The following is a 26,139-nucleotide window of genomic DNA, read 5'->3' as shown; positions in this document are numbered from 1 at the left end:
AACTATACGGAAATGACGCTCGCCCTGCAAATAGTAATGGCATCGGTACTATTCTGTGCCTTTATAGGGGTGGTTTTGGCCACGTCCAAAAAGAAAGCCGTTACCATGATAGTGTTATTTGCGACCGGACTTTTTGTTACGGCCGCATCGGTTTATGCGTACATGGAATATGCTGCCTATCAAAAAAGAGTGGAAAGGTACAACCTACATGAGAAAAGCATTGTAGAGATTGTTGAAAATAATAGTAGTCCTGAAAACAAATACGCCGGGTTTAAGTATTTCCAAGATTATCGTAATGCTTTGAGCGGCTACGAAGTTTTCTTATTGGAAATAGGGCTGAATGGCAGGGATCAATTTTCGTATCAGAATACCATAAGGGATGAGATAATGCGCCATATGGAAAATGAAGAGTACAGTGAAAACTACTGGAATACCATTTTTACCATCGCATTTGACTATGATGTGAATACCAAAACATACCAAAGATCAAACTATAGCGCACTCTATGTTGTGCCCGCCGTTTACGAACACCCTGATTTGGATGAGGATTATGGTGATTTGGGGGATGCAGGAAACTATTCTTTTTTTGAACGTGCTTGCCAATTGCTCTACATCTCCCAAAAAGCAAAGACGGTAGATCGGTCTGCGGAAAATATTACCGATCTCTGGAAACAGAATAAGGCATACGTCTTTACGTTTTTTTCCAAAAGCAAATATGATGAACTCTGCAAACGGATGGTGGATGACTTGATAGAAATACACGACACCATTACCTCAACGTTGAACTATGAAGAGTTTTATAGAATGTACGATGTTTCGGATGAGGTTTTCTTGGATTTTCCATCATTGGAGTATACCAGCTCTTTCGAGTATTCATGGCCCTTTAGTTTTTGGGACCGGCGATTTGGGGAAAACAATGCCTCTGAGGTCTATGCCATTTTAAAGGAAATCCAAGATCATTATAAAGATTGAAATGAAGAAAGCAGTCATCATCTTGGTTATTATGGGTCTTGGCTTGGTAGGAGCAGCCTATTATTTTTCACGTGAATCACTCAAGTTGATGGAGCAGGTACAAGAAGACGAGCATTTAAATGAGGTTCTTTTGGAAAATGAGATGATTGCAAAGGAATCTGCCGGGGAAGAATTAATTTACGGCAATACCATCATTTATCAATCCATTGATTTAAGCAAACCCGAGTATGCCGTCATCAACCCGTGCATGCAAAAATTTCAGGCCTCTGGTGAACTTGATGCCCTGTGCTTGAATACGATATTGGATGTAGTGGTAGATGATTTTGGGGAACAGGGTTTTATAAATGCCGTGATCGGTGCCAGTATTGACTATGATAACCTTGCTTTGGACCATACTTTTTTGGACAATCTCTTTTCTGAACGAAGTTCGTTGGCCAACAGGCTCAACCTTGTTTTTTTAAACCGATATCGAAACCCAAGCAATTTACAAAGGGCATTTGATCGGTATAAGACCCATCTCTTAAAAAATATTCCCAAGAGTCTGTACCAAAAAGTCTTTGAAAAAAGAGTTGATGAATGTCTATCCGCCTACGAAGAAATTGCAGATCAGAATAACAAAGAGGCCTTCTTTGAGGATATTTATTTTAAAGCGGACACCCAAAACTCCCATGGGCAATATTGGAAGTACACCTTTTGGAAAAGAAGGGAAATAGAAAAAAATGACAAGATCGTTTACGCAATCCTAAGTGAAATCAAAAGGCATTACGATGACCAATAGCGCTGATGTCAACACTACGCAACCAAAAACTTTGAAATGGAGATACTGATCACCATCATGTTGGTTCTTTTGTTGGTCGCATTGGTTTTTCTGGGCTACAAATTGCTCCGGTTTATGTTCAAAAGTAAAGGGCATGCCATGGTAAGCCTTTCACTGTGTGGTATAGTACTCTTGATTATGGGTGTTAACAATGTTTTTTTTAAAAAGATGCATTTCATACCATCCAAGGTATATCCTGATTTGTATCTAGTTAAATACCCGATCAAGGACAAAAAGGAGCTGAATGCTGCCATTAAGGAATATGTCATTGAACAGGTGAATAAAAGCAATGAGAGTGTCTCCACTTTAAAAGCTGCTTCCAATTATTCCTTGCGTTTTTATCAATACAGCAAGAGCTGGGGTATCAACCTATTTGCAGATGCAGGTACGGCCTATTTTTTGGAAAATGAGGAAGATCCCAGTGGTTTTGTCGTGGAAGAATTGTCCATGTATAGCAATTATCGGTTGGCAGAGTTCCATTGGAATCCCTGTGAAAATGGTTCTGGACAGTATTGCGGTGAACTAATTTATTTTGACAAAGGGGAGGTGTCCAAAACAGAGATTTTGTGGGAGATGGTCCCTGTCAAATCCAATTCCCGGTCCAAAAAATGAACAGGGAAGCAACCATTTCACGGAAAAAGTGGGCCAAAACTATTTGGGAGTACGCGCTATGGACCATGGCTGCACTTCTCCTTGGGATTGGCTATATGTATGTTGTGCTGGGCCCGCCACCAGAACCCACAAACACTTGGAATTTTTTCCTTGGTAAAATATACCTCTTTGGGTTGGTTCGTATTGGGTTGATCATTGGGGGTATTGTAGCTGTCCTATTTATAATTTTTGATGTCTTCCTCATCAACAGGAAATGGACTTTGAGCAAGAACAAACTTGGGATACGGATAATCGCCCTATTGGTCATACTGATCTCGGTGGCCACGTTGCACTATCTGTTGGAAAAAACCATAAATCTAATTTAAAAGCTATGAAATTAGTATATGCGCTATCAGTGACCTTATTGGTCTCCTGTAATCAAAAGCCAAAAGAGAATAAGGGACCAGAGGTTGCCGAACCGGAAGAAAAAACAGTCCATTTGGAACCGGTAGTCGACCATGGGGAAACAACCCTTGGTTTTAAAGAGGCAATGGCCTTAATAAAGACCAAACAAATACCTCAAATCGATACAACGAATTTTGACCGTTTTATTGATGAAGACGATATAAGCGAGATTAATGACAAGGCGCTTGGCATAGAAGGAATATATCCCGATTTCCATGATGAAGGCTCCAATTATCGGGCAATGGACTTATACCGACTGGAATTGTCCCCAAGCTTTCATACCGTGGTTGTGACCTACAGAAAGGGTGATCACGAAATGGAATCCACATTGATCAACTATGACTTTGAAGGCAACATCATTGACCATCAATTGGTGGCTTATGACGAAATAGCCGAAGGCATGTCCAGAGTGGAATCCAGGATAAGCGCGGACAAGCTTACGGTGAACCATATTTTTTGGTCCGAAAAAAAGGAGATTGAGCAAAAGGAATACAGCATCCATGGAGATGGAATAATAGAAGCGATGGATTCTAGAACATTAAGTGAAACCCTTGCGGAGTACACTTTGGTTTTGTCCATTTTAGATGAACTCCGAATTCACCCATTGGCCGTTGATATGAGTTTGGTCACCGCTAAGGCCATGCCTCAATACCCCGGTGGTGAGATTATGGTCATTCCCGAAATCGTTGATGAGGGAGAGCACTATTTTGAACTCAACCGTCATATTGTGATTGCCAATGCCCATACAGGGGAAATAACACATAGATTCTTTGAAAGTGCCAAAACCAATCAATGGGTCTCTGATGCCATAGTGCTTAAAGAGATAAAAATCGATACAGCCCCCTATCATGTCACTGAAGCTAAGAGGGCCTTTGGCATACGGGTATACTATTATGGGATGTCCCATGCCAATCCGTATGAGAATGAGACCCTATCGCTTTTTGTGGAATCGGGCCAATCCCTGCAAAAAATTCTGAGCAATTATAGTGTCATGGAGTACGGTGGCGAATGGGATACCGATTGTTTGGGGCAATTTCTTCGCACTGAGAAGTTGCTCATCCCATCAGCCGAGCAGACCAACGGTTGGTTTGATTTTTTGGTAAAAAGCAAGATTACCGAGACCATAAACGAAGAAGATAAAAGCGGGGAGTGTATCTCAAAAGAAACGACCTCAACCAAAACCTCAGGGTTGAAATTCAATGGTGAGGAATACAAAAACGAATAAAACATGGGTATGAAAATTATAATCATTGGTTCCGTTGTGGCGCTTATTGGCCTTATTGCCATCATCGCCAACAACCAAATCAGTGCTAGGAAGAATCAAGTGGTACAAGCCTTTGGCAGTATTGAAATCTATCTGAAGAAGCGGTTCGATTTAATCCCGAACCTTGTGGCCATGCTCAATAAGTACATGGCACACGAAAAGGAAATACTGCTAAAAGTGACGCAGCTGCGTGGTCAAGTTAGTGGAGCGACAGCGCCCAAAGAAAAGTTTGATCGCCCCATATTTCTGTCTTTTCAGCATAGACAGATGTATTTGGCGGTGTTGAATCGTGACGGACTGTTTTCTTTTCCATCCGGAAAGTTGGACAATATAAAGGTGGTGGAAGAATTGGCCAACGACATTGAAACGGCTTTGGAGATGGGTAGGTTTGGTTAGCAGATGGGAGCATTGCTTCCCATGGCCGCTATTAGAAATTCAATCCCACTATTGCCTTTGGACAAAGGCCCTTTTACCCTGGAAACCGTAATCGCCTTTAAAACATTGCAAGCGAGTTGTTGCATGGCAGCCGAAAGTTGTTCATCCATTTTTTCCGTTGACATCAAGATGATGGCTTCCGAGGCTATGGCATAAAGCCTCACCAAGGTGAAACTGTAGGCCGCCACTATGGAAAGTGGGGCCGAGCCAATTCCGGGAATGGCCATTCCCACCTTTATGGCTGTCAGTATTTTATTGTACTCTTTCATCACGGTTTCGAGATTGCGCAATTGCTCTTCGGTACTACTGCTGCCGCCTCCGGTCTGGTCGGGGAGAATACCATAGAGCTCACCCCTCAAGGGGTCTATCTTCCAAAAGGACCTTGTTTGTAATGAGGTATCCATAAATTTCAACTCGGAACCACCATACACCAAAGGGTAGAAATAGGGAAAATCTTCTTTCAACGCTTTTTTGACAAACGCTTCATGGTTTCCCCTATCCTTATTCAAAAGCAATGGTTTGTTATGCAATTGGGAATAGGCGCTATCGCTGAACATATGTGCTTCCAGAATGGCCAATTGAGCCGTTTTTTTAACGGTTTCCTCAAAAGTATTCAAGCCACTGTATGTTATGGAAAGGTATTCGGAGGTAGGCATATAATCAAAGGACATCCTGGTGGTTTTGCTGTAATAGCCAGGAATGCACTTGATGAGGCAAGTTCTGAACCCACTGGGATAGGTTATTGCATTTTCCGTGACCTGATCTTGCAAGGGCTGCATCATGGTCAGCAAAATTGACGGATAACTTAAGGTCCCCTTTCCCAATGCTTCCAATGCCATGTCAGTTTCATTATCTTGAAAAGCCTCAAACCATTCCCGATTGCTCATCAGGGTCTTTAAATATTCGGTAAGTTGAAGTGAAAGGGTAGGGGCTTCCCGTTCAAAGGACATGACCGCACCGCCCAATAACATTTGGTGGACTTCGTCTATCATTTGTCGGTTTGGGCCTAACGCATTCCCGTGCTTGTCAAGATCCGGTTCATATCCGGCCAAAACCCTTTTTATGGGACTCAAACCAGTTCCTTTTATGGTCAGGTAGAGCCCAATCATCCGGTTTCCCAATATATTTTCATTTTTTGGAAAGGTGAAAGACAGCTCAATTTGGTGTTCCGTTCCCTTGACCTTTACCATGAGCTTGTGACTTTCATTTTCATCAAAGGAATTGTAGGTAAGTACATAGGTGGGAAACTTTAATTGACCCACAAAATTTTTGATTTCAGCTATGGTCTTTTCCTGGTCATCAGCAGCAATCTCAACAAAGTCCATATTTTCCCTTAGGGGCTTGTAGAATGTGTCTACCGAAAATACATTGAGCAAAATGGCTGGAGGGCCTGCATCATAAATGGATTGATATGACTCATCGTACTCATCACTGTTATGCCCGTCCGTTGCATATAAGATAAGGTCGGCATCCACTTGTTTTGCATTTAACAGGGAAGTGTAGACGTTTGAACCTGTTTCTTGAAGTATTATTTTGGCAGATGGATAGGCTTCCCGTATCATATTTTCAGTTCGCACCAAAAACTCTTTGATACCTTTACCCCGATATTCTACCGGCATGCTCAAGGAGGTGTCGTATAACAAAAGTATTTTGGGGGAAATGGAGTTCTGTTGCATCCACCCTATGGGTGATTCCCCATTGTCCACCAACTCAAAATTGGAAGCCGAAAGTCCGCCAATGATATTCCCCTCGGCATCTTTGGGTTCCAGTTCCAATCGTACCTTTGGATAGGCTTGTGGAAGTACCTTTCCCTCAAAAGAGTGAATGTAGCCAATAGCTACTGCGGAATCTTCTTCTGAGAGTACGGCAGGATTGTATCGTTCCAGCACTTTTTCGCCTTCCAAGGTGATGGGTTCACCTAAAAAGGAACGCTCTTCCAAATAGGCCACATCTTTATAGATATCCTGCAGGGCCAGACATGGGGTGAAATTGCATATTTGGGATACCGTTTTTGTGGCTTGATTCCCAAATGTCATATTGTTCAAAAATTGCACCTGAAGCTGGTTTCCAAGGAGTTCGGATAGTTTCCAAGTTCCTGAAACTAGGGTTGTCTCGTTCCATTTGTCCATAACGTTCCTGCACGAAAGGCTTATGGTAATATTTTGTTCCTTAGGTTTTTTTAGTGCAGTGGCATTATCGAACTCTTTCTCTTCGTTGGTGGGGTGCAGCTGACCGAAGGGCACTGTGGGGTCGAACACATGGGCATATTTCTCTTCCCCATTTTCGGTGAAGACTACCGAGGGAACCCCATTTTTATGAATTTTTTGGTTGATGACCGCTTCCCGGATATATTTTTTGTCAATTTTTCCCAAGAGATCATGGGCCAATGCCTCAGACTTTTCCATGCAATCGGGGATGACCTCAAAGCTTTCTCCTGTTTCTGTAATATCCAATGCCTTGTGCCATCTTCGCATTTTCCGATTGGAAATGGGGGGATCAAATTCCGGGATGTATTTTTTAAAAACAATGGCTTTGGATTCCTCCAATGAAATATTCGTGTGCTCCCACACCACTTTGGCCTCAAAGCCGGCCTCTATCAACATATCTTTCAATATTTCGGCCTTCTCCCTTGGGGTGGCCAGTCCACAGCGTAAGGCCATCTCTGTCCCGTATTGGGTGTAATGTGCAATTTGCGATAAAAAATCCCGATAGGACGGTATTGCTTGGAAACTATCCCTTACAAAATCCGTCATAGCTTTGGGGTCTTTGGAGGCCACAAGGGTTTTGCGCCGTGCCATCAAGTGGTCTGGGCTTTGTTCCAACATTTTGATCATGTCTTCCCAAATTCCAAAGGGAGGCCTGCCCAAATCCTCACTGGTACAGCTTTGAAACAACAAGGGAGATAGGTACAGTCCGGAACCGCCCAATACCAGTTGTTTGAAAAAATCCCTTCGAGAGGCATCGGAAATCAATAATGTGCTATGGTCTTTCATACAGATAAGGTTGATGAGATCAGTGAAGCTGCCCTAAATTCAATTCCTTGACGAGTTGTTCCAATTCTTCGTGGCTTACTTCATAGGTTTCCACATCAACGGCAAATCGGTTGTCGTAGAACATGGACAGATTGAACTTGCCATTTTTTAAAGCGGATTCCTTTACTTTAATTCCATTGATGGTGGTGGTCTTGGTGCTGCCCCAAGAGCCCTTTTCGTCATATTCCATGGTGCTGGACATCCGGTAGGTGCTCACTGCATTGTTTCCCTTTTCGCCAGCGCCATCAATGATCATTACCCGCACCCTTCTGTTTTGTATACTGTAGGTAGCACCACAGGAACCAATTCCCGGAAGCATGTTAATGGTTGAGGAAGTCAAGGGCATCCCCAATACTGTTTCGGGCAACCAAGCCGCAAACTGCTCTTTGGTAAGCGGGGTTTCATGGACCAGTGTTTCCCGGTTTTCCTGAGTGTCCTTGACTATTTTGACAAGCTCGGTAGTGACGGATGTTTCCGGTTCTTTTTTGTTTTCTTCTTTGCTCCCACAGGAAATGAGAAGGAGTGAAATCAAAGGGATAAAGTATGGTGTATTGATTTTCATGGTGTTGTGTTTGATGTTAAAGACCTGCACAGGGTTTAAGTTTATCCATTTCCTTGCTAATTGAAATTGTACTGGCAAGGAGCTGTGCGGGATGAAAATATGCCATAAGAACACCGTTGATCTCTGCTAATATCGAGTCATCCGCTTCATGATTAAAGTGGTCTTCCATCAAATCAGGATTTTTATAACCAAAGACCTCCAAAAATGTGGCCTCAAAATCGGATAGTTCCGGGTCTCTCAAGCTCATTGCATCCCTCCTGTGTGTATTGCGACTAATTTTGATGATATCAAAAATCTCTTTCTCCAAAGTACGGACCCTGGCATCCCTATTTTCGATTTCTTCCCCCCCCAAACTATAGTTTATAAGATTAAATAAATCTTCAGAACAATAAATGATACTTGTTGAGGACAATTTTGCCATTAGTTGCATACCATACAGGTCATATTTCTTTGAACAGTTTGTAGCAGCTGTAGTTTCTTTGACAAGGGCATCGTACTCTATTTTATATTTAAAGATCATATAGGCACATTTGGTGTCGGCTGAATAGCCGTCAAGTTCATTCAAGTATTCTCCCCATTTTTTAAACTTATCCTTGAATGCGGCCTCAAACTTTTTCTGGGCCTCAGTATCTGCTTGGTGTTCCGCTTTTTCCTGCGCTTCTCCAAAAAATTCCTGTGCTTCGCCCATGATGTCCCCAAGGTCAAATTCCTGTGCCCTTGCTCCTGTACTTAAGAACAGGAAGAGTATGGTGTATCCCAATATTTTTTTCATGTCGTACATTTTAGAGGTTCAATCCTATTAAAACCCGCCCATGGTGGCGTATTCTTCTTTCTTTATGGTCATGCTTTCTTCCTTGAGTTCGGTACATACCATGCTAAAGTTGTCCTTTTGCTTCTTGGCCGATTCAAATTGCATTTCCATGAACATGGTGTTCTCGCCAAGAGGTAATACGCTGGAGGGAAGATTTTCGGCATTGGCTATGCCACCCAAGTACCCCACTGGAGTCTCATTGGTGATCCATACTTTGGAAATACCGTCCTTACTGGTTATCTGATACCCTTTGCAACGGTACCCCAAAATGGTCTTGTCGGCAATGGGGGTGATTTTAATGTCTTCTTTGGCATTTTGGTTCTTTTCCTCCATTTTTTTGGTGAGTTTTTCCATCATTTTTTTACTGGAAGGAATCTTCATGGCCGATTTGCGTTCCCCATCATCCGTAAACATTACCATGGCTTGGTTTTCCATATCCATCACCGTGATATTGCTCATCTTGCCTTCTTTGTGCCAATTGCCAAAATAGCGTTGACCGGGTTCCATCCAATATTGGATTTCGGTATCCTCTTTTTGGGTAGTGATCTTCATGGTGGCCCTATAGGAAAACTCATAGACATCGGGGATTCCCTTGAGTCCACCCCCACCTAAGAGACCGGCCATTTTTTTCTGCATGGCGGCTTCCTTGGCTTGATCCTGTTTTTTCTGGTCCAAGTTTTTTTCCGTCTCCCCAATATTCTTTGAGGTGCTTCCGCTAGTGGTTTTTCCACTGGTCTTGCCCTCTTTTTTTCCTTGGGTAATGGAATCGATGGCCTTATCGGTTCCTTTGGATACTTCTTCGTCCGTACGGTTCAGGATGGTGCGCTCAACTGCATTTTCGGCTTTTTTCTTCAGCTTTTTCAAAAATTGGGCCTGTGTGGAAAACGATACGGCCAAGCTACATATCAGCAATAGTTTCACTCTTCTTTTCATAATGATCGTATTAATGGTTCTTTATGTTTAATTGAGGTAAGGGATGGGAGGGGGGCGTTCCCGTCCGTTACATTTTTGATGTTAGGGTTCCTTCTTTATGGATTTCCAAGGTCTGTACAACTTTGTTTGCCAATAGGATGTTCAGTTGGTATGTTCCATTTTTTAGGTGGTCTATACTCAGGTAAATTTTATCGTGTCCCTTTTTATCTTTCATGGTGCCTGGGGTGGCCTATGCCTAAAAATGATACTTGTCGTAAAGGTATCTTACGGGAAAAGACGGGGATGTAACATATGTTTTCAATGATGTAACATATGTTTCCAAAGGGGAGAAAAGCCTGTTTTAGGGCTACTTGGAAAGAAACTCAACAGGAGTGCAGCCCTGGATTTCCTTAAAACACTTATTAAAATAAGAGGGTGTGTTGAATCCAACCTGATAGGCAATTTCAGAAATTGGGGCGTCGGATTTGCGCAAGAGGTCTGTGGCCAAGTTGATGCGTTGTGCCCGAACAAATTCTGTTGTGGACATTCCCGTGATGGCATTGAGCTTTTTGTGCAGTTGTGAACGGCTCATGTGCATCAACTCGGAGAATTTTTCGCTGGTAAATTCCGAAGAGGTAATGTGATCGTCCAGCACCTGTTGGAGACGCTTTAAAAATTCGGCCTCCGTTTTGGTGGGAACAAGACCGGGATTTACCTTAAAGGTTTTGGAGTAATGTTCCCGAAGTCGTTCCCTGTTCTCCAAAAGCTTTTCTACCCGAACTTTTAAAATATTGGGGTTGAAAGGCTTGGTCACATAGGCATCCGCTCCTGTTTTTAGCCCTTTAAGCTGACTTTCTTCACTGGTCTTTGCGGTAAGCAATAGCACTGGAATGTGACTGGTAAGCTCATTGCTCTTTATTTGGTCACAGAGTTCTATGCCATTTTGAACAGGCATCATGACATCGCTTATGATCAGGTCGGGAAGATTTTTCAGGGCCATTTCAACACCTTCTTTTCCGTTCCCCGCCGTCATGATCTTGTACTCACCCTTAAAAATGGAAACGGTATAGGATAAGACATCCTTGTCGTCCTCAACAATGAGTAAAGAGGGTTTTTGGGTGACCTGTGGTATGGTTTGGACCGAGTTTATGGAATCACCTTCTGCTGCGAAGGAATCATTAGGGGTGTCCATATCATAACCCGTTTGGGTAATGGGCAGGGTAAGGGTAAATTGAATCTTGTCTTCTCCAATATTGTTGGCAATGATGCTCCCATTGGATAGGGTGACCAATTCCCGGACTAGGGCCAGTCCCACCCCAACGCCTTCGGTGGACTCATTGTTCTGGTAGAAACGCTGGAACAGCTTGCCCAAATCCTCAATTTCCATTTCGCTGGTGGAATTCAGTATGGAAAAGACAAAACTGTCCTCCGTCCGTTCCGCATTGACCAAGACCTCACTGTTTTTTGGAGCGTATTTTACGGCATTGGACAATAAGTTGGATACTATTTTTTCAATCACGTCCCTATCAAACCAAGCATGGTCCATCTTTTTGAAGTCGTAGGTAATGGTGATGTGTTTTTCCTTGGCGATGTATCTAAAGGCCTCAACCAACTGTATCAACAATCCCCTAAGGTCTCCCTTGGCAATATGGAGCTGTAAGTGGCCGGAATCTATCATGGAGAGGTCCAACATTTGGTTGACCAGCCCCAGAAGCCTTTGGGCATTGTTTTTTATTAGGGACAGTTCTTTTCTGTCCTCGGTGGAAAGTCCTGTTCGGCCCAGTTGGTGCTCTATGGGGCCAGAAATTAGGGTAAGGGGTGTCCTAATTTCGTGCGAAATATCCGTGTAGAGTTTGGTCTTTAGTTCATCAAGTTTTTGAAATCTGTTTTTTTCGATTTCAACCAGATAAAACTTGTGTCCCAACCCCAGGGAGAATACCAGTAGTTCCAAGAAAACACCCAACTGGGTGATATTGAAACTGTAAAAGCCAAAAACGTTATTGGATTCCACACCCCCTGAAAATGAATGCTGATTCCCCAAGTTCAACCCCACCATGCTAAACCCGATGAGGAAAAAATTCCCCAAGAGAATATAATATCGTAAAGGGGATTTTACCACAATGAAGGCCCTGATCACGGCGTAGATCCCATATAGGTGCAAAGGCAATAATAGCAGGTTCAAGTGCCTTTTTACCAGTAAAAAATCCTTGGTGAGAAGCACATAAAAGAATATGGAAATTGCCGCCAAATAGGTGGCGACGGAAAACCATTTGAGTTCCCGTGAAAATTTGGCATGATGTTCCCTGATCTCTGCAAATGAGTCCACGAAGGCTATAAAAACCCCTGATAATAAGAATACCAACGGAGCCAAAAAATAATAGGAAGTGTCATAATTTTCAAAAAACAGCTGCAACTCCAGTTCAAGATCTATTCTTAAAAAGAAATAGGTGGCAAATATCAAAATGTAAATACCGTACAATAGATAGTCCTGTTTCCGTAACCTGAAATACAACAGCAACATAAAAATGCCAATGGCAATAAAGCACCCTTGGAAGATAAATGTGGTGAATACAGCAATGGCCATGTTGGTAAAGTGCCACGGCTGTTCTATTTCAAAATCATAGGAAGCGGGTATATCGCCCCAAACACCATCATAATTGCTGGACATTACCTGAAAATTGTATTCGCCAGGAGGCAAATTGGTATAGCGGACCTCATTGTTGTTTCCTGCATACACCCAATCTTCATCGTAGCCGGTCAAACGGTATTTGTATTCGTTTAAATTGGGTTGTGAAAATTGCAGGGATGAAAACGTAAAGGTGATGGTATTTTGTGTATGCTTTAAGGGGACATTCTCGGTAAGGTTACGGCTGGCATTGAAAATCTTTACATTGGTGATTACCGTTTTGGGTTTAAAAGGGTTGGTTTCCAGTTGATCGGGCTTAAACCAGTTGAGTCCTTCCAGTCCTCCAAAATACAGTGTGCCATCGTCTGCTTTAAAATAGGCCCCGGTATTGAATTCATAGGATTGCAGGCCATCGTAGTTTTCATAGTTTTCAATGTCGGGATTTCCATTGGTCACGGAAAATTTGGAAATCCCCTTGTTGGTACTCAGCCATAAATTATGTTGTGCATCTGGCAAGATACCATAGATGACATTGTTGGGGAGACCATCTTGGGTGGTAAAGTGTTGAATGTTTCCATTGGATGGAACATAGGATTTCAGCCCATTGCCATTGGTGCCTATCCAAAGGGTATCGGAACTGTAATAGAGGGATTTGATTTTATCGGGAATCGATGTGACCCCAGTAATTGTGTTGCTGGCCACATCCAAGAGAAAAAGACCGTTTTGTTCGGTCCCAATCCAAAGGAAGTTTGATTTTCCCGTTTCCGCGGTTCGTATGTTGTTGGAGCTTAGCCCAGAGTTTTCCGCGGTATATTGGATGGTTTTTCCGTTTATCTTATCGTAGAGGATCAAGCCATGGTTGCGGGTGCATAGCCATAGGCGGTCTTTCGGGGCGTCAAGGATTTTCCAAATGGTAAAGTTCTGTGTTCCTTGGGCAGTGGCAATGCCTCCGTTGGAATCCATCAATTGTAGACCGTGGTCCTGATGGCCTATCCACAAGGTGGTACCATCATAGTGTAAGGACATGATTCGGTCTCCCAGTAAATTGGAATTTTCTGCTTTGATGGTTCTGTACTGTTGTGTGCCCAGCCTAATTTTCGTCAAGCCCTTTCCCGATGTCCCAAGCCAGATGGTCCCATTTTCCTCTGCAATGGCACGGATAACATCAACATGGATGTCCCTTGGAAGTTGTTTATTGGTAAGTGTGTTGAATTTTGCCAAATATTGATCAAAATAGCTGAGACCCGCCCCATCCGTTCCCAACCAAACGGTTCCGGAAGCATCTTCAAATAAGGAGAGTATGTCGTTATAGTGAATGGCGTTCGGGTTGTTCTTGTTCGCCATAAAATGACTAATGCGTTCGGAAGAGAAATCAATAATGTACAGCCCTTGGCCATAGGTGGCCACCCAAAGTTTACCATGCTGATCGATCAATAGGTCCAGAATTACCAAATCTTTGGGGAACATTTTTTCTTTAAACCCGTTGAACTGCTCCAAGCCATCATTATCGTTGGAAGCCATAAAGAGTCCTTTTCCATAACTTCCTACATAAATGGTATTGTCTTTTTGCGCAAAGGAGCTGAAATTGGTGTCGGGTATGCTGGGAATTTCGTTCAAGGTATGCTCTTTGGGATTCAGTTTGAACACTCCGCCCGAAGCTGCGATCCAGAGGTCATTTTTGTATGCTATGAGATCGTGAATATTTGGGTTTTGGACCGCTTTGTCCAGGATGGATAAGGTGTCCCCTGTATCATGTGATATCCTGTAGAGCCCTCTTCCAAAAGTGCCCACATAAAGGTTCTTCTTGGAATCCTCATAAATAACGCTTGCACTGTCCAAGGCCTCCACTTTTTGAAACCTCCCCTTTTTTTCGTCATAAAATTTCAAGGTTCCGGGGTTGGTAATGGCCCAGAGGGTATTTTTTGAATCAATGTAAACTTTGCCCAGTTTGCTATAGGAAGGTCGGGTAACATCTTCGAACTGCTCTTGGAGAATCTTAAATTCCTTTCCGTCATATTGGTTGAGCCCGTCTTGTGTGGCAAACCAAAGAAACCCGGTAGTGTCTTGGGCTATGCTCACCACGCTATTTTGGGAAAGCCCGTCGTTTACGGTAAGGTCGTTGAAAGAAAATCTATTGTGGGTGGTGGATGAATTTTGGGTATAACCAGATACATAAGTCCCAATACAAAGAATCAGGATTAGTATCTTAAAAGAGGCTGATGTGACATGACCTTTACAGTCGCTGTGTATTCGCAATGCTCTTAATGGTTGAGGTTTAGTCTCTACAAGATAGGCCTTTTATTGATCCTTAAAATTCGATAAGGACTTAATTTGAAGGTTTTGGCGGGTTTATAATGGATAAGGAAGGCTTTTCCATGGCCCCGGGAAGATACAGGAAGAGCGAATGGTGGTTTTGCGTTAGCTTTTTGTTTTATCCTGGATCAAATAGGCGCAGCGCCTGGCCCCAGCAAGAATATGATCTATACGTTCCACTTTGACGTTGGGTCCAAGAACCGATTGGAAGGTATTCAGTTCCGTGGCACAAAAACCTTGGCATAATGTGGCAGCGGCACAAATGGGGCAGTGGTTTTCTATCAATAGGTAATCACCATCCTGATTTTGTTCGTAATGGGCCATATAGCCCTCTTTTTCACGTAATTCGGCCAATTTTTCAACTTTTGACTCCAAAGGGTCCGTTTCCACAATCATCTTGCGATAGTTCCGTAGGTTATCCTCTCCTGTTGAATTGATGAGTTGGGACAAAGTTTCCTCTCCCAAGTTCTCCTTGATGGTGTTGATCAATCTCAAGGTCAGCTCCGAATGGGAATCGGGGAACTTGCCATGCCCTTTTTTTGTCAAAGACCAGAATTGTTGTGGGCGTCCTCGTCCCAAGGCCCTGCTTTCAGATTTTACATAGCCATCATTGGAGAGTTTTAAAAGCTGAAACCGAGCACCTTCCGTAGTTACACCAAGGGACTGGGCCAAATCTTTCAACGTTTTTTCACCCTCATTTTTGAGTATCCAAATAGCCCGTTCGTTTTCTGGAACACTATTATTCATAATAAACAAAGTGATTATTTGGTTTATTTGACAAATGTAATATCTTTGTATTGTTTTTAAAAGTCATTTTATTCAAATCTACATATTATGAGTTACAAATTACCGGAATTATCGTACAGTTATGACGCTTTGGCACCCTATATTGATGCAACAACCATGGAAATTCACCATACCAAGCATCACCAAGGCTATGTGAGCAAACTTAACGCTGCATTGGAAGAGGCCAAACTTGAGGACTCTGATTTGGAAAGTCTCTTTGGAAAGATCTCAAATTTGTCCAGTGGTATCCGAAACAATGGCGGTGGTCACTACAACCACAGTCTGTTCTGGACCATTTTGACACCAGCTGGTACCGAATTACCGGCAAAGCTTTCCGAGGCCATTGAAAGTGCATTTGGATCGGTGGAAGCGTTTAAAACGGCCTTTGCCAATGCTGCAGCAACCCGTTTTGGTTCTGGATGGGCTTGGTTGATCGTTGATGGAGATGGTGCATTGAAAGTAACATCCACTCCAAACCAAGACAATCCACTGATGGATACGGCCCCAGACCAAGGTACTCCCATTTTGGGATTGGATGTTTGGGAGCATGCCTATTACCTCAACTATCAAAACAAAAGACCAGAGTATATCGATGCTTTTTGGAATGTGGTCGATTGGAAAGAAGTGGAAAGACGCTACGTAGAAACGCAGCGCTAGACTTTAGTTCTCTATACCAGTTGGCCAAGCCCGGTCCTGTTTAACGGACTGGGCTTGGTCATGTATCATTCAGCATTCTTCTTTACTTGAATCATTTCTAGGCTATTATGCGATTTATGTTTGGGAGTATATAGTAAACAGGCTGTTAACTCCTTTTTTCGCGATTGCCCGTATGGTCCATTCCCTGTTCCCGTTCCAAAAGGATCATCTGTTTTGGCCTGAAATTCAAAATCAATGCCCTGCGTTGTCCATCCGTACTATTACCCTTGCTGTAATGCAGGGTGTGCCCATCATGAAAGGTGCATCCACCAGCCTGCAAAGGAATGGGTTTGGCATTCGCGGTATCGGCTTCACAATAGAGGGCTCCACCTCCGGGTAGACTTTGATGGGGGAGCACTTTTTTTTCATCAACAGGCAAAAACCACATACAACCATTGGCTTCATGCACATGGTCCAATGCAATCCAACAGCTTGCGGCTCGCTTATCTGGCAAATCAATCCAGTAGGCAGCATCTTGGTGCCATGGTGTTTCGGTGTCAGTATGGGGTGCTTTATTGATCAACATATCAAAATCAAGTTCCATGTCCTCTCCAAGCAAATGCTTGGCCCATTCCGAGGCTTTTTTATAGGCATTATGTGCCATTAGTTTTTCCTCGATCATACTGGGTCGCATAATTTGGGTGATGCGCTCTACTTTTTTACCATCTCCATTGGTGCTACCGGCCAAGTCACTGCGCAAGCCTTTGGTCTTCTCCGTTTCAGATAGGAGTTGATTGTATATGGTTCGTAGCTCCTCAACCTCATGGGCTGTCAATAGTGAAGGGATGGCCACATAGCCTTCTACGCTGAAAGTTTCTTTGATATTTTCCATGATATTTCGTTTTTCCAAAAATCAGAACTCCAATCCAAAATAGCTACTATTTTTGTACAACCTTACTTTTTTGAACATTTAATGAAAGAGATATCCACCCGAACTGTTCTTTTGCCCCATCAGCACCGCATTCCGAGGGTGGAACAATTTGGGCATTACAGGTATGCAAGGGCAAATCCGGGTTTGGAAACCCATTTCCATGCGGATATGATTGAAATTTGTTATTGCCTTGATGGGGTGCAACAGTATATCGTGGAAGGTCACAGACATTACCTAAAAGGCGGTGACATTTTAATAGTCCCTCCCAATAGGGCCCATGACACGGGTGGGATGCCCGAGGAAAAGGGTGAGCTGTATTGGATACAGTTGAAACTTATAGGGGATGGGGGAAAGCTATGCCATCTTCCCCAAACAAAAAGTAGTTTGCTTTTGCAAAGGCTGGAGGAGGCTTCCAATATTCCTTTTAGAGGTGCGCAGCAGGTCAAGGAGCTGTTGGTGGAACTGTTTGCCTTGTCGACCCATAAAGCAATGGATTTGGGTGAAATTCGAAGGGAAGCGCTGTTGCTTCGTCTCTTATTGGATACCTTGGACCTTTCCCAACGGAAACTGGAAGCTGAGGTTTCCCAACGGGTTATACTGATCGACGATTTCATAGAGAAGAATCTATATCGAAATATGTATGTGGATGAGCTGGCCGACCTGATCCAGGTGTCCACAGGGTATTTTAAGGCATGGTTTAAGCTGAACACGGGGAATACCCCGAAGGAATACATTAACCGAAAACGTATGGAAAAAGCCAAGGAAATATTGCCAATGGAGTCTTCCGTGACCGAGGTGGCCTATGCTTTGGGGTTTAATTCTTCGCAATACTTTTCAACGGTGTTCAGGAAATACACGGGAAAATCACCAAGGGAGTATATCCAAGAGCTGAAAAAAGTAAGGGAAGATTGAATTGCCCATAAGAGCAATTCTACCTTCCCTTTTATATAGTGTTGGTTGATTTAGTCTTGTACCTCTACTATCATTTCAATTTCAACCGCAATATTGCTTGGCAAAGAACCCATTCCCACGGCGGCACGGGCATGCTTTCCGCGCTCACCGAAAACGGCGACCATTAGATCGGAATACCCATTGATTACCTTGGGGTGGTCCGTAAAATCGGGTGCAGCATTCACCATTCCCTTCACTTTTACGACACGTTTCACCTTATTGAGGTTGCCCAATTCCCCTTTCAGAACGGAGAGTTGGTTGATTCCCGTAATTCGAGCTGCTTCATATCCATCCTCAATGGAAAGATCGTCACCTACTTTTCCAGTGATGTTGTTGCCATCGGGTTTAAGGGGACCTTTTCCGGCAAGGAAAATCAGATTCCCAACACGGACGGCATTCACATAATTGGCGACTGGTGGAGAAGGCTCACTCAACGTTATGCCCAGCTCCTGAATTTTTGCTTCAGGATTATAACTGGGATCAATCACCTCCTCTTTTTTTACGGGTTCATTTTCAACTGTGGTTGAATTTTCTTGTTTGGGTTGACAGGAGACAGCTCCTATCAAGACCACGGCAAGAAAAGCGATTGTACGTTTCATATCAGACTTATTTATGCGTTAGCCAATATTTCCTTCAAGCGTTGTGCAACAATGCGTTCTTGTCCTGGGTCCATCATCCAAGTGGTAATACCTATATCATCCTTACCTCCAACGGTTTGGATGGATGGGTGACCTTCACGAAGTTGTTTACGGGCTTCCTCTTTTGTGATTTTCACAATGCTCTCATCCCAAGTTACTCTTAGACTGGGTACATGGTTGGCAACCGGAGGTACATGGATTTCAGTCTCAACACCTGCAACGGATTTGGCACTTTCACTGATCAATTCGATTTGGCTTTCCCAAAGTTTCCATTCTTGTTCGTGGTCTTTGGACAAGTAAACCTCCAAAGCAACCAACATACCCAAAATTTCCTCTTTGTTCACTTTCATACCCCTGGCAATGGTAGTACCTCTTGGTGGGCAGTGCAATCTTGCTGCCTCAATGTACTTACGCTTACCCAATAGAAGCCCGGCACTCTGAGGTCCACGGATTCCTTTTCCTCCTGAAAAGCATACCAAATCAAAGCCCAATTTGGTGTACTTGAACAAGTTTTCCACTGGAGGTACATCAGCAGCGCAATCAATCATACAAGGAATACCATGCTTTTGGGAAAGGGCTACAAATTCCTCGTGCTTAATTTTACCGTTAGCGGTGTTTGCATTAAGGAACCAAAACATTGCCGTGTTTTTATTGATGGCTTTTTCCAATTCCTTGACACCATCCACCTCAACAATTTTTGCTCCAGTGTTCAATAGGGCATGGGTATATCCAATGGCATGTCCTTTTTGTACAATAACCTCATTCTTCAATCCGGTTGTGTCAGGAAGCTGGCTTACCTTTTTGTTGTCCATTCCGCAGATAACACCGGCCAATCCAATGGTCATGGCTCCAAAGCACCCGGAGGAAACGGTTGCATACTCACAATCGAGCAATTCGGCAATACGTTCGCCAACCTTGTCCTGTAGATCGTCCAGGTTTACGTATTCAGTGGTTGCATATTTAATGGCATCGGTCACTTCTTTTCTCATTAGACATCCGGTCATGGAGGTATAGGTGCCTGCAGCATTGATAAATGTACGTACGCCCAACTCCTTGAAGAAATTCCGGCCCGCGGTTTGGGTGACCGTTGTTTCAAGGGTTTTTGCGGACAACAATCCGGTTCCCATTAATCCGCCCGCAACGGGTAGGGCGGAAAGCGTTTTTAAAACTTTTCTTCTGCTCATAATCTTTGGTTGTTTATATTAAAAATGTTCTTACTATTTATTGGATTTGTTTTTATTGAAATACGGATTCACTATTTGCTCCAAGCAGGTTTTGAAAGACCGTTGAGGTCGTAGACCACTTTACCATCCCTGATGGTGAGTTCGCATTCTACTTTCTGATCTCCTTCCATTTTGGTATTCCTGGTGTCGATGAATCCGAATTCTCCCTTTTTATGGTTTAATACGGTAACATCGGCCACAGCCCCTACAGAAATATGTCCTAAATCGGTTCGTTGAATGATTTTGGCCGGTTCCCAAGTTGATACGGTGATAACTTCGCTTAACGACATACCCAAGTTTAGGAACTTGGACATGATATTGGCCATATCCTTCATTCCTCCATTCATACTTCCAGTGTGAAGGTCGGTACTGATGGAATTGGGTTTCAGACCTTGCTCCATGGCTGGAACAACTTGCTCGAAAACAAAACTTCCACCACCATGGCCTACGTCAAAAATGATCCCTCTTTTTTGTGCGGCAAAAACATAGTTCCTTACTTTTCCATTTTCATCCACAATGGGGGTACGGCCATCTACGTGACCATAGGCATGGGTGAAAATATCTCCGGGACGTAACTTTTCCATGAAGAGTGTTTCCAAAGACAATTCGGGCTCACTTCCACCAAAGTCGATCATAACCGGGATATCGGCAAGTCTTCCTGCCTCTGCAGCCCTTTCTGCGGGTGTCCAATCAAATCCACTGAAGTGTGCCAATTTTACCCCAACCACATCGTTGGGAAACTGTCTGGCCACCATGGCGGTCATCCGGGCATCCATATCACTTAGGTTTTGCTCTATAGGGCCACCTTTCATTCCAGAACCTACAATGTTCAAAAACGATAGTACCCTGGTTTTGGATCTATCGATCACCTGCTCTTTAAACTGTCTGAAGTTCCTCCAACCGGCACCCCCGGCATCGGCAACTGTGGTAACACCGCTTCTGAAGGTGAAACCATCTGGTGGAACAGCGTAAAAACCATTGCTCAAATAAGCATTGGATTCGGTACCATAAAAATTATGGCTATGGATGTCTATCAAGCCGGCACTTACATAAAGTCCCTTGGCATCGATTACGGTCTTGGCTTTGTTTTTGGATATGCTATTGGAAACTTCAGCAATTTTGCCATCTTTTATGGCAACATCCATGACTTTGTCAATGTTGTTTTTGGCATCGATCAAATGCCCATTTTTGATCAAGATGTCATAATCTTGGGCCATGGTCACCATGGTAAATAAGAAGATGAAGGATGTTGCATACAATTTCCCTATCCAAAGAATTTTTGTTTTCATAAGTTGGTTTTATTTATAAATGTTAATCTGTTTGCACTTGTATTGGACCATTTTCACCACTCTCTTGGAGTTGTTCCCTTAATTTGGTCACTTCATTTTTACTTACAGAACTGGCGTCATTACCAAAATTGGACCTAATGTAGGTGAGTACCTCGGCAATTTCTTGGTCACTCAAAAAGCTGTGTTGGGGCATCATGCCATTGTATACTTCATCTCCCACTTTTAGGCTGCCTTCCATACCCCGAAGCACTACACTGATGAGTCTTTCCTTGTCTCCGGTTACCCAATCGGTACCGGTAAGGGGAGGGAATCTACCCGGCGCTCCTTTACCATTTCGTTGGTGGCACGCACTGCAATAGGTCTGATATGCCTTTGGGCCTCCCACCAGTCCTCCTGAAATGAGGTTGTCCTTGATTTCATCGGGTGTCCTGATATGGGAGAGTTTCTTGCGATCTTCCATGGCCAATAATTGCTCTTCCCCAAAATTGTTGCGGTCGCCATTAAAGATGATTTTCCAAATCTTTCCTTTTACAGAGTCGGAGATGTACATGGAACCATCGGGGCCAAAAGCAATTCCCATGGGGCGATATACCGCATCCCTTACGCTTACTAGAGGGTCCACGCCGGCAAAACCATCGGCAAATACTTCTACATCCCCACTGGGCTTACCATTTTCGAAAGGGACAAATCCCACAAAATAACCCGATTGGGGGTAAGGAGACCTATTGGTGGATCCATGGAAGGCAATGAAAGCCCCATTTTTATAGCGATCGGGAAATTGATCCCCTTGATAAAAAACCACATCGTTGGGGGCCCAATGCCCTGGAAAACCCATGATAGGGTCTTCGTACTGGTCACATCTTCCTATAATTTCACCATCCCCACCGTATTCTGGAGCCAAGACTTTTTTACCCTTGATTTGGTCATAATAGCAGTACGGCCATCCAAAGTCCGATCCCTCGGTGATTTTCATGAATTCCTCTGAGGGCAAAAGCGCACTTTCCCATGGGGTATATTTATCGGGCCATAAACGCAAAAGGTCGTCCCTTCCGTGCATTACCCCATAGAGTTCGCCATCTGCGGGGTTCCAAGTAAGGGCTACCACACTTCTAATACCGGTTGCATATTCTACACCATCTTTTTGGGTCTGCCCCAACTTGTTGGCATCGAACTTCCAGATGCCTCCGTGGTCTTCCAATTGCGGACAGGGATCCATTCCAGAAACACCCGGGGTACGTTTTGGATCTTGGCAGGCATTTGAGGGTGCTCCAAAGGGCACATACATATTTCCTTTGTCATCAAAGGCCACAGGTTTGGCAATATGCTCGTGCTTGCCATGTTCATGGTCATCGGTCAAAATCACCTCGACTTCCCCTTCCGGAACCAAGCTGCCGGGGCTCAGTTTTTGTCGATACACCACCAATTCGGAACTGTAATAGATGTAACCATTATAGATTCGCATGGCAGTGGCATAGCTCCAACGTTGGGGCTCACTACTTCCTCCAAATTTTTTGATGATGTCAGCTTCGCCATTGCCATCAGTATCCTGTAAAGCCGCTGCAACGCCTTCTTCTTTGGAGTTTCTGAGTTTGGCGTAAAGAATATTGTCCTCGGTCACATCCATGTGGCGTACCCTTTCAGGAATACTGTCCACAACCACCACAGAGGCGAAACCATCGGGCAGAAAAAGTCCTCCATGACGTCCCGGTTCCGTGCATTGCGTCAAACAAAAAACAACGCCCAAGGAAAGAATAATGCTCCTGATTTTGTGCTTGAAAACCATACTCTTTTAAATTATAAATCCGTTAAAATGTCTATCAGTCTTTCATCCGTACCTTCTGAAACCATTAGGTTTTTGGCCTGGTCCTTGTTTTGGTTGTACAAGGCCCAAACGATGGCGGCATTCTGGTTTTTGTCCGCACCCGTCTTAATTTTTTCCAGAAGTTTTTGCAAGGAATCCTGTTGGTTCAACTTTTTCATGGCCAATGCAGAAAAGATGTCATTCATCCTAGGGGTACTTGCGGTTTCATAATCGGCCACTTCTTTAAAAGCAGCATCGGCTTTTGAGGTATTTCCCATGTTGGAATGGCAAAGCCCCAATAAGTAGTTCGCCATTCTGTCATCAGGATTGTAGGGCGCGCCAACACCTAAGTTTTCCGGCCATTTTTTTGACGCCTCCAATAAGGGGATGGCTCTGGAAAACTGATTCTTGACCATATACATTCTGGCTTGGTAAATGTGTGCCTGGGTATAGACCCTTTTACTTTCGGAAGCATGTTCAAAAGGCAATATCTGGATATTGTTGAGGATTGAAATCGCTTTGGGATACACATTGGTGGCTACTAGGGCCTTCGCATAGCTTAATCCCACGTTGTAGTTCTTCGGAAACTTTCGGACCACCTTTTTCCCCAAGTTGGCCGCAGCTTCATTTTTGTCGTGCTTCAAAAGGAAAAGCATAAGATCGTCCCAATTTTTCCAATAGCCGTCATTGAGTTCAAGGGCCTTCTCATAATCCTTTAGCTGAACGGCGTAAGGCTCATTGTGGAACACTTTTGCCCTAAATCTGTAGAACGTATCATTGTCTGGTGCTTCACCACACTCCTCAAGGGCATTTTTTGCCTTATCATCCAAACCAACGGACAAGTAGTTTTGCGCCAAATAATATTTGAACTTCCAATTTGGGTTGGCTGAAGCAGCCCATTCCAGAACGGGTAGCGTTTCCCTTCTGTACGGAAATACAAAATCCGGGGACTGTTTGGAAAGTTCCTCCAAAAGTTCGGCACTCTTGCCGGTTGTACTGTTTCGGTCCAAGTACGCCATGAGAAGTTGGGACTTAGGATCTGTTGTTACGCCCAGCACTTGGGTGGCGGCTTCTTGCTGACCTAAATTGATGTAGGAGAGGGCAAGTTCCAACAACGTCTCATTGGGGAATTCGTTTTGAATACCCTTCAGCACGTTGCTTGGGTCTTTTTGCGATAGAAGTATTTGCTCAAAGGCCGCAAAATGGTTGATGGGGCTGATTTTGGAAATTTCTTGGATTTGTTGATTGAAGGCGTTGGTGTTGGCCATCTTCCTATGTACAACCAAGAGAACTTGTCTTGCATTGAGATTATGTTGATTGTAATCCAAGGCTTTTTTGGCATAGTCCTTGGCAGTTTCCAGATTGCCTTCGTGCAAATGGATTTCCGCCATCTGCGCATACGAAACAGAACGGTATTGTATGGATCTTGCGGACCATCCAAAAGCTTCCAAAGCGTTTAGGGCATCATTTTGGGCCCAATAGGCTATTCCCGATAAATAATTGGCCGTAGGGTCATATATATCCAGCTGTAGGCCCTTGTTTGCATAGTCCAAGGCCTTGCTATAATTGGTTTTTCGGTATTCCGAAATGGAACTGAGGGCCAATCCGCCCGGATGGGAGGGGTCCAAAGCCAAAAGCGCTTTCAATTGTTCTTCGGCTACGGCATATTCCCTGAACTTAATGGCTTCCGAAGCTTCATGGTATAGTTTTTCCACCTCCGAGATTTGTAGGTCGGCATCTTGTTCGAAACTCCTTTTAAGCAAGGTTTTACTCTTTGACGTGTAGTATAGCTTCCCTTTCCCAAGATTGACTTCCAAAATATCGGTGTCCTTGCAGGTAATCGTCTTTTCAAAAATCTGCATGGGTTGTAATCGAAGGTTTTCAACGGATACTTCTTTTCCGTTTACCAAAATCTGTAACGATTCATCAAATGCTTGAAGCGCATTGATTCCCAAATAGGCCGAATTCCCGTTGCGTTCCACGTTGAGCACCCCATATTTTGAAGCGGCTTCCATACCGCCAATTTGTTTGATGGGGAACCATTGTTCGCTCCAAGAATCCATGACATACGGGTCAAAATTGGCCTGTGTTATGGGGTTTTCAGTCCCGGGAGAGTACTGGTTGAACAAACGCCCGGCCTGAAATTCAATGTATTGTCCATCGGTATCGGTCAATAAGTCTTCCCAAATACCTCCTGAACGCGATAGGGCCCAAAGCCATAGTTTTTGCCCAGGCATTTGCTCATAAGGGGCCAAATGGCCAAAACCTACGTTTCTGTCGTGGTAGTATCCTCCAAAATAGTTTTGGTAGTCCCCTACAATATGATAGGACTTTGCTGGTCCAAAATCGTTGTTTTTGTAGAGGGCCAAGTTTCTTCCCTGATCATCAATGGGCCATTTCTCCCAAGTACCGTTGTGTTCCAAATAGCCATTTCCGGGAATAAAGAACTCTAGGTCATTTGTGGCCACGGCTGCACCGGTCATCCAATTGTAGTAGGACTGATCTAATGGCGTTCCATTGTACCATGAGGCATTGGTTTCAAAATAGGCCTTGTCTTCTTCCAGTTTGATCTCTACCTGCCAATAGGTACGGGAGGGTAGGTCCAGATTGCCCACTATGCAGCTTACACTGCCATCGCTATTGGTTCGGGTCATGTAATCCACGGGTGTGGCCGTTGCGGGATGGTGTCCAATGATACCAAAATTAAATTCAATACCACCCGAGGTCCAAGGTCCTCTCATGGCAATGTTCCTGAATTTTACCACTTCATTTTTGTACAAAAACTCGTTTCCTGTGCTCTTTTCCACAGCGCCCCAAACTTTTCCACCAATCTCTGGCAATATGTAAACTTCGATATACTCGTTTTCCAACTTCACCACATTCCAGTTTTTCTTTGTGGATGTATGGGAATAGCCCTCATACTTGAAATAGGGGTAGATCTTTGGGTTTTCCGTAAGAATTGGGGCCGGGTTTGGCGTGTCAAACCCATAGGTGTCCAGTGACATGGTTTCCTCGGTAATGGTAGCCTGGGAATATCCGTTTATAAAAAAGAGTAGGAGGCCTGAGTAAAGAAAAAGTTTCATT

General features: G+C 43.7%; 21 protein-coding genes. 8 read left to right on the top strand and 13 right to left on the bottom strand.

Annotated features, from left to right (window positions below):
* The first annotated feature begins 12 nt into the window (after positions 1-12).
* From F8C76_RS06670 to F8C76_RS06645, 6 genes are read left to right on the top strand one after another with little or no spacing between them, the layout of a single operon-like run.
* Entirely contained in the window at positions 13-972 is a 960-nt protein-coding gene (locus F8C76_RS06670) for a hypothetical protein (RefSeq protein WP_152131004.1), read from the top strand.
* A 1-nt stretch (position 973) separates the two neighbouring features.
* Complete coding sequence (locus F8C76_RS06665) at positions 974-1,750, top strand: hypothetical protein (protein ID WP_152131003.1); 777 nt, start codon at positions 974-976, stop codon at positions 1,748-1,750.
* A gap of 36 nt (positions 1,751-1,786) precedes the next feature.
* The gene (locus tag F8C76_RS06660; protein ID WP_152131002.1) at positions 1,787-2,401 is read left to right on the top strand and encodes a hypothetical protein; all 615 of its coding nucleotides are present in this window, start codon (positions 1,787-1,789) and stop codon (positions 2,399-2,401) included.
* Positions 2,398-2,766, top strand: a complete 369-nt coding sequence (locus tag F8C76_RS06655; protein WP_152131001.1) for a hypothetical protein — start codon at positions 2,398-2,400, stop codon at positions 2,764-2,766. Before F8C76_RS06660 ends, F8C76_RS06655 begins: the two co-directional genes overlap by 4 nt.
* Before the next feature lie 5 nt (positions 2,767-2,771).
* On the top strand, positions 2,772-4,070 hold the full coding sequence (locus F8C76_RS06650; RefSeq protein ID WP_152131000.1) for a PA3715 family protein: 1,299 nt from the start codon (positions 2,772-2,774) through the stop codon (positions 4,068-4,070).
* A 9-nt stretch (positions 4,071-4,079) separates the two neighbouring features.
* Positions 4,080-4,505: a LemA family protein gene (locus F8C76_RS06645; protein WP_170283990.1), complete on the top strand. Its 426-nt coding sequence runs from the start codon at positions 4,080-4,082 to the stop codon at positions 4,503-4,505.
* Here F8C76_RS06645 and F8C76_RS06640 read toward each other — a convergent pair.
* The 7 genes from F8C76_RS06640 to F8C76_RS06615 all read right to left on the bottom strand — a co-directional run bounded on the left by F8C76_RS06640 (position 4,502) and on the right by F8C76_RS06615 (position 15,547).
* Positions 4,502-7,537: a hypothetical protein gene (locus F8C76_RS06640; protein WP_152130998.1), complete on the bottom strand. Its 3,036-nt coding sequence runs from the start codon at positions 7,535-7,537 to the stop codon at positions 4,502-4,504. The genes F8C76_RS06645 and F8C76_RS06640 overlap by 4 nt on opposite strands.
* A gap of 19 nt (positions 7,538-7,556) precedes the next feature.
* Positions 7,557-8,138, bottom strand: a complete 582-nt coding sequence (locus tag F8C76_RS06635) for a hypothetical protein (RefSeq protein WP_152130997.1) — start codon at positions 8,136-8,138, stop codon at positions 7,557-7,559.
* A 16-nt stretch (positions 8,139-8,154) separates the two neighbouring features.
* Positions 8,155-8,910, bottom strand: coding sequence for a hypothetical protein (locus F8C76_RS06630; RefSeq protein WP_152130996.1), 756 nt, complete (start codon positions 8,908-8,910; stop codon positions 8,155-8,157).
* A gap of 27 nt (positions 8,911-8,937) precedes the next feature.
* Positions 8,938-9,882, bottom strand: coding sequence for a DUF4412 domain-containing protein (locus F8C76_RS06625; protein WP_152130995.1), 945 nt, complete (start codon positions 9,880-9,882; stop codon positions 8,938-8,940).
* 67 nt (positions 9,883-9,949) lie between these two features.
* On the bottom strand, positions 9,950-10,096 hold the full coding sequence (locus tag F8C76_RS18700; protein ID WP_170283989.1) for a hypothetical protein: 147 nt from the start codon (positions 10,094-10,096) through the stop codon (positions 9,950-9,952).
* Between the two features lie 132 nt (positions 10,097-10,228).
* Positions 10,229-14,743, bottom strand: coding sequence for a two-component regulator propeller domain-containing protein (locus F8C76_RS06620; protein ID WP_152130994.1), 4,515 nt, complete (start codon positions 14,741-14,743; stop codon positions 10,229-10,231).
* Positions 14,744-14,905: 162 nt separating this feature from the next.
* Positions 14,906-15,547, bottom strand: coding sequence for a helix-turn-helix transcriptional regulator (locus tag F8C76_RS06615; protein ID WP_152130993.1), 642 nt, complete (start codon positions 15,545-15,547; stop codon positions 14,906-14,908).
* 87 nt (positions 15,548-15,634) lie between these two features.
* Here F8C76_RS06615 and F8C76_RS06610 point away from each other — a divergent pair, with 87 nt between their 5' ends.
* Positions 15,635-16,243, top strand: coding sequence for a superoxide dismutase (locus F8C76_RS06610; RefSeq protein WP_211372123.1), 609 nt, complete (start codon positions 15,635-15,637; stop codon positions 16,241-16,243).
* 145 nt (positions 16,244-16,388) lie between these two features.
* On the opposite strand, the gene F8C76_RS06605 is transcribed toward F8C76_RS06610, so the two are convergent.
* Positions 16,389-17,114: a phytanoyl-CoA dioxygenase family protein gene (locus F8C76_RS06605; RefSeq protein WP_152130991.1), complete on the bottom strand. Its 726-nt coding sequence runs from the start codon at positions 17,112-17,114 to the stop codon at positions 16,389-16,391.
* An 81-nt stretch (positions 17,115-17,195) separates the two neighbouring features.
* On the opposite strand from F8C76_RS06605, the gene F8C76_RS06600 reads away from it, so the two are divergent.
* Complete coding sequence (locus F8C76_RS06600) at positions 17,196-18,065, top strand: AraC family transcriptional regulator (RefSeq protein WP_152130990.1); 870 nt, start codon at positions 17,196-17,198, stop codon at positions 18,063-18,065.
* Between the two features lie 50 nt (positions 18,066-18,115).
* Here the strand turns inward: F8C76_RS06600 and F8C76_RS06595 are convergent, their stop codons facing one another.
* From F8C76_RS06595 to F8C76_RS06575, 5 genes are all read right to left on the bottom strand, one after another.
* The gene (locus F8C76_RS06595; RefSeq protein ID WP_152130989.1) at positions 18,116-18,703 is read right to left on the bottom strand and encodes a RidA family protein; all 588 of its coding nucleotides are present in this window, start codon (positions 18,701-18,703) and stop codon (positions 18,116-18,118) included.
* An 11-nt stretch (positions 18,704-18,714) separates the two neighbouring features.
* The gene (locus F8C76_RS06590; RefSeq protein WP_242502048.1) at positions 18,715-19,926 is read right to left on the bottom strand and encodes an aminotransferase class V-fold PLP-dependent enzyme; all 1,212 of its coding nucleotides are present in this window, start codon (positions 19,924-19,926) and stop codon (positions 18,715-18,717) included.
* 71 nt (positions 19,927-19,997) lie between these two features.
* The gene (locus F8C76_RS06585; RefSeq protein ID WP_152130988.1) at positions 19,998-21,254 is read right to left on the bottom strand and encodes an amidohydrolase/deacetylase family metallohydrolase; all 1,257 of its coding nucleotides are present in this window, start codon (positions 21,252-21,254) and stop codon (positions 19,998-20,000) included.
* Between the two features lie 22 nt (positions 21,255-21,276).
* On the bottom strand, positions 21,277-23,037 hold the full coding sequence (locus F8C76_RS06580) for a PQQ-dependent sugar dehydrogenase (protein WP_152130987.1): 1,761 nt from the start codon (positions 23,035-23,037) through the stop codon (positions 21,277-21,279).
* Between the two features lie 11 nt (positions 23,038-23,048).
* The gene (locus tag F8C76_RS06575; RefSeq protein ID WP_152130986.1) at positions 23,049-26,138 is read right to left on the bottom strand and encodes a DUF5107 domain-containing protein; all 3,090 of its coding nucleotides are present in this window, start codon (positions 26,136-26,138) and stop codon (positions 23,049-23,051) included.
* Position 26,139: the final 1 nt, after the last annotated feature.

This window comes from Flagellimonas olearia (assembly GCF_009184425.1).
Lineage (GTDB): Bacteria > Bacteroidota > Bacteroidia > Flavobacteriales > Flavobacteriaceae > Flagellimonas > Flagellimonas olearia.
Note: the sequence above shows the minus strand (reverse complement) of the source record. Positions and strands in the feature narration are given on the sequence as shown.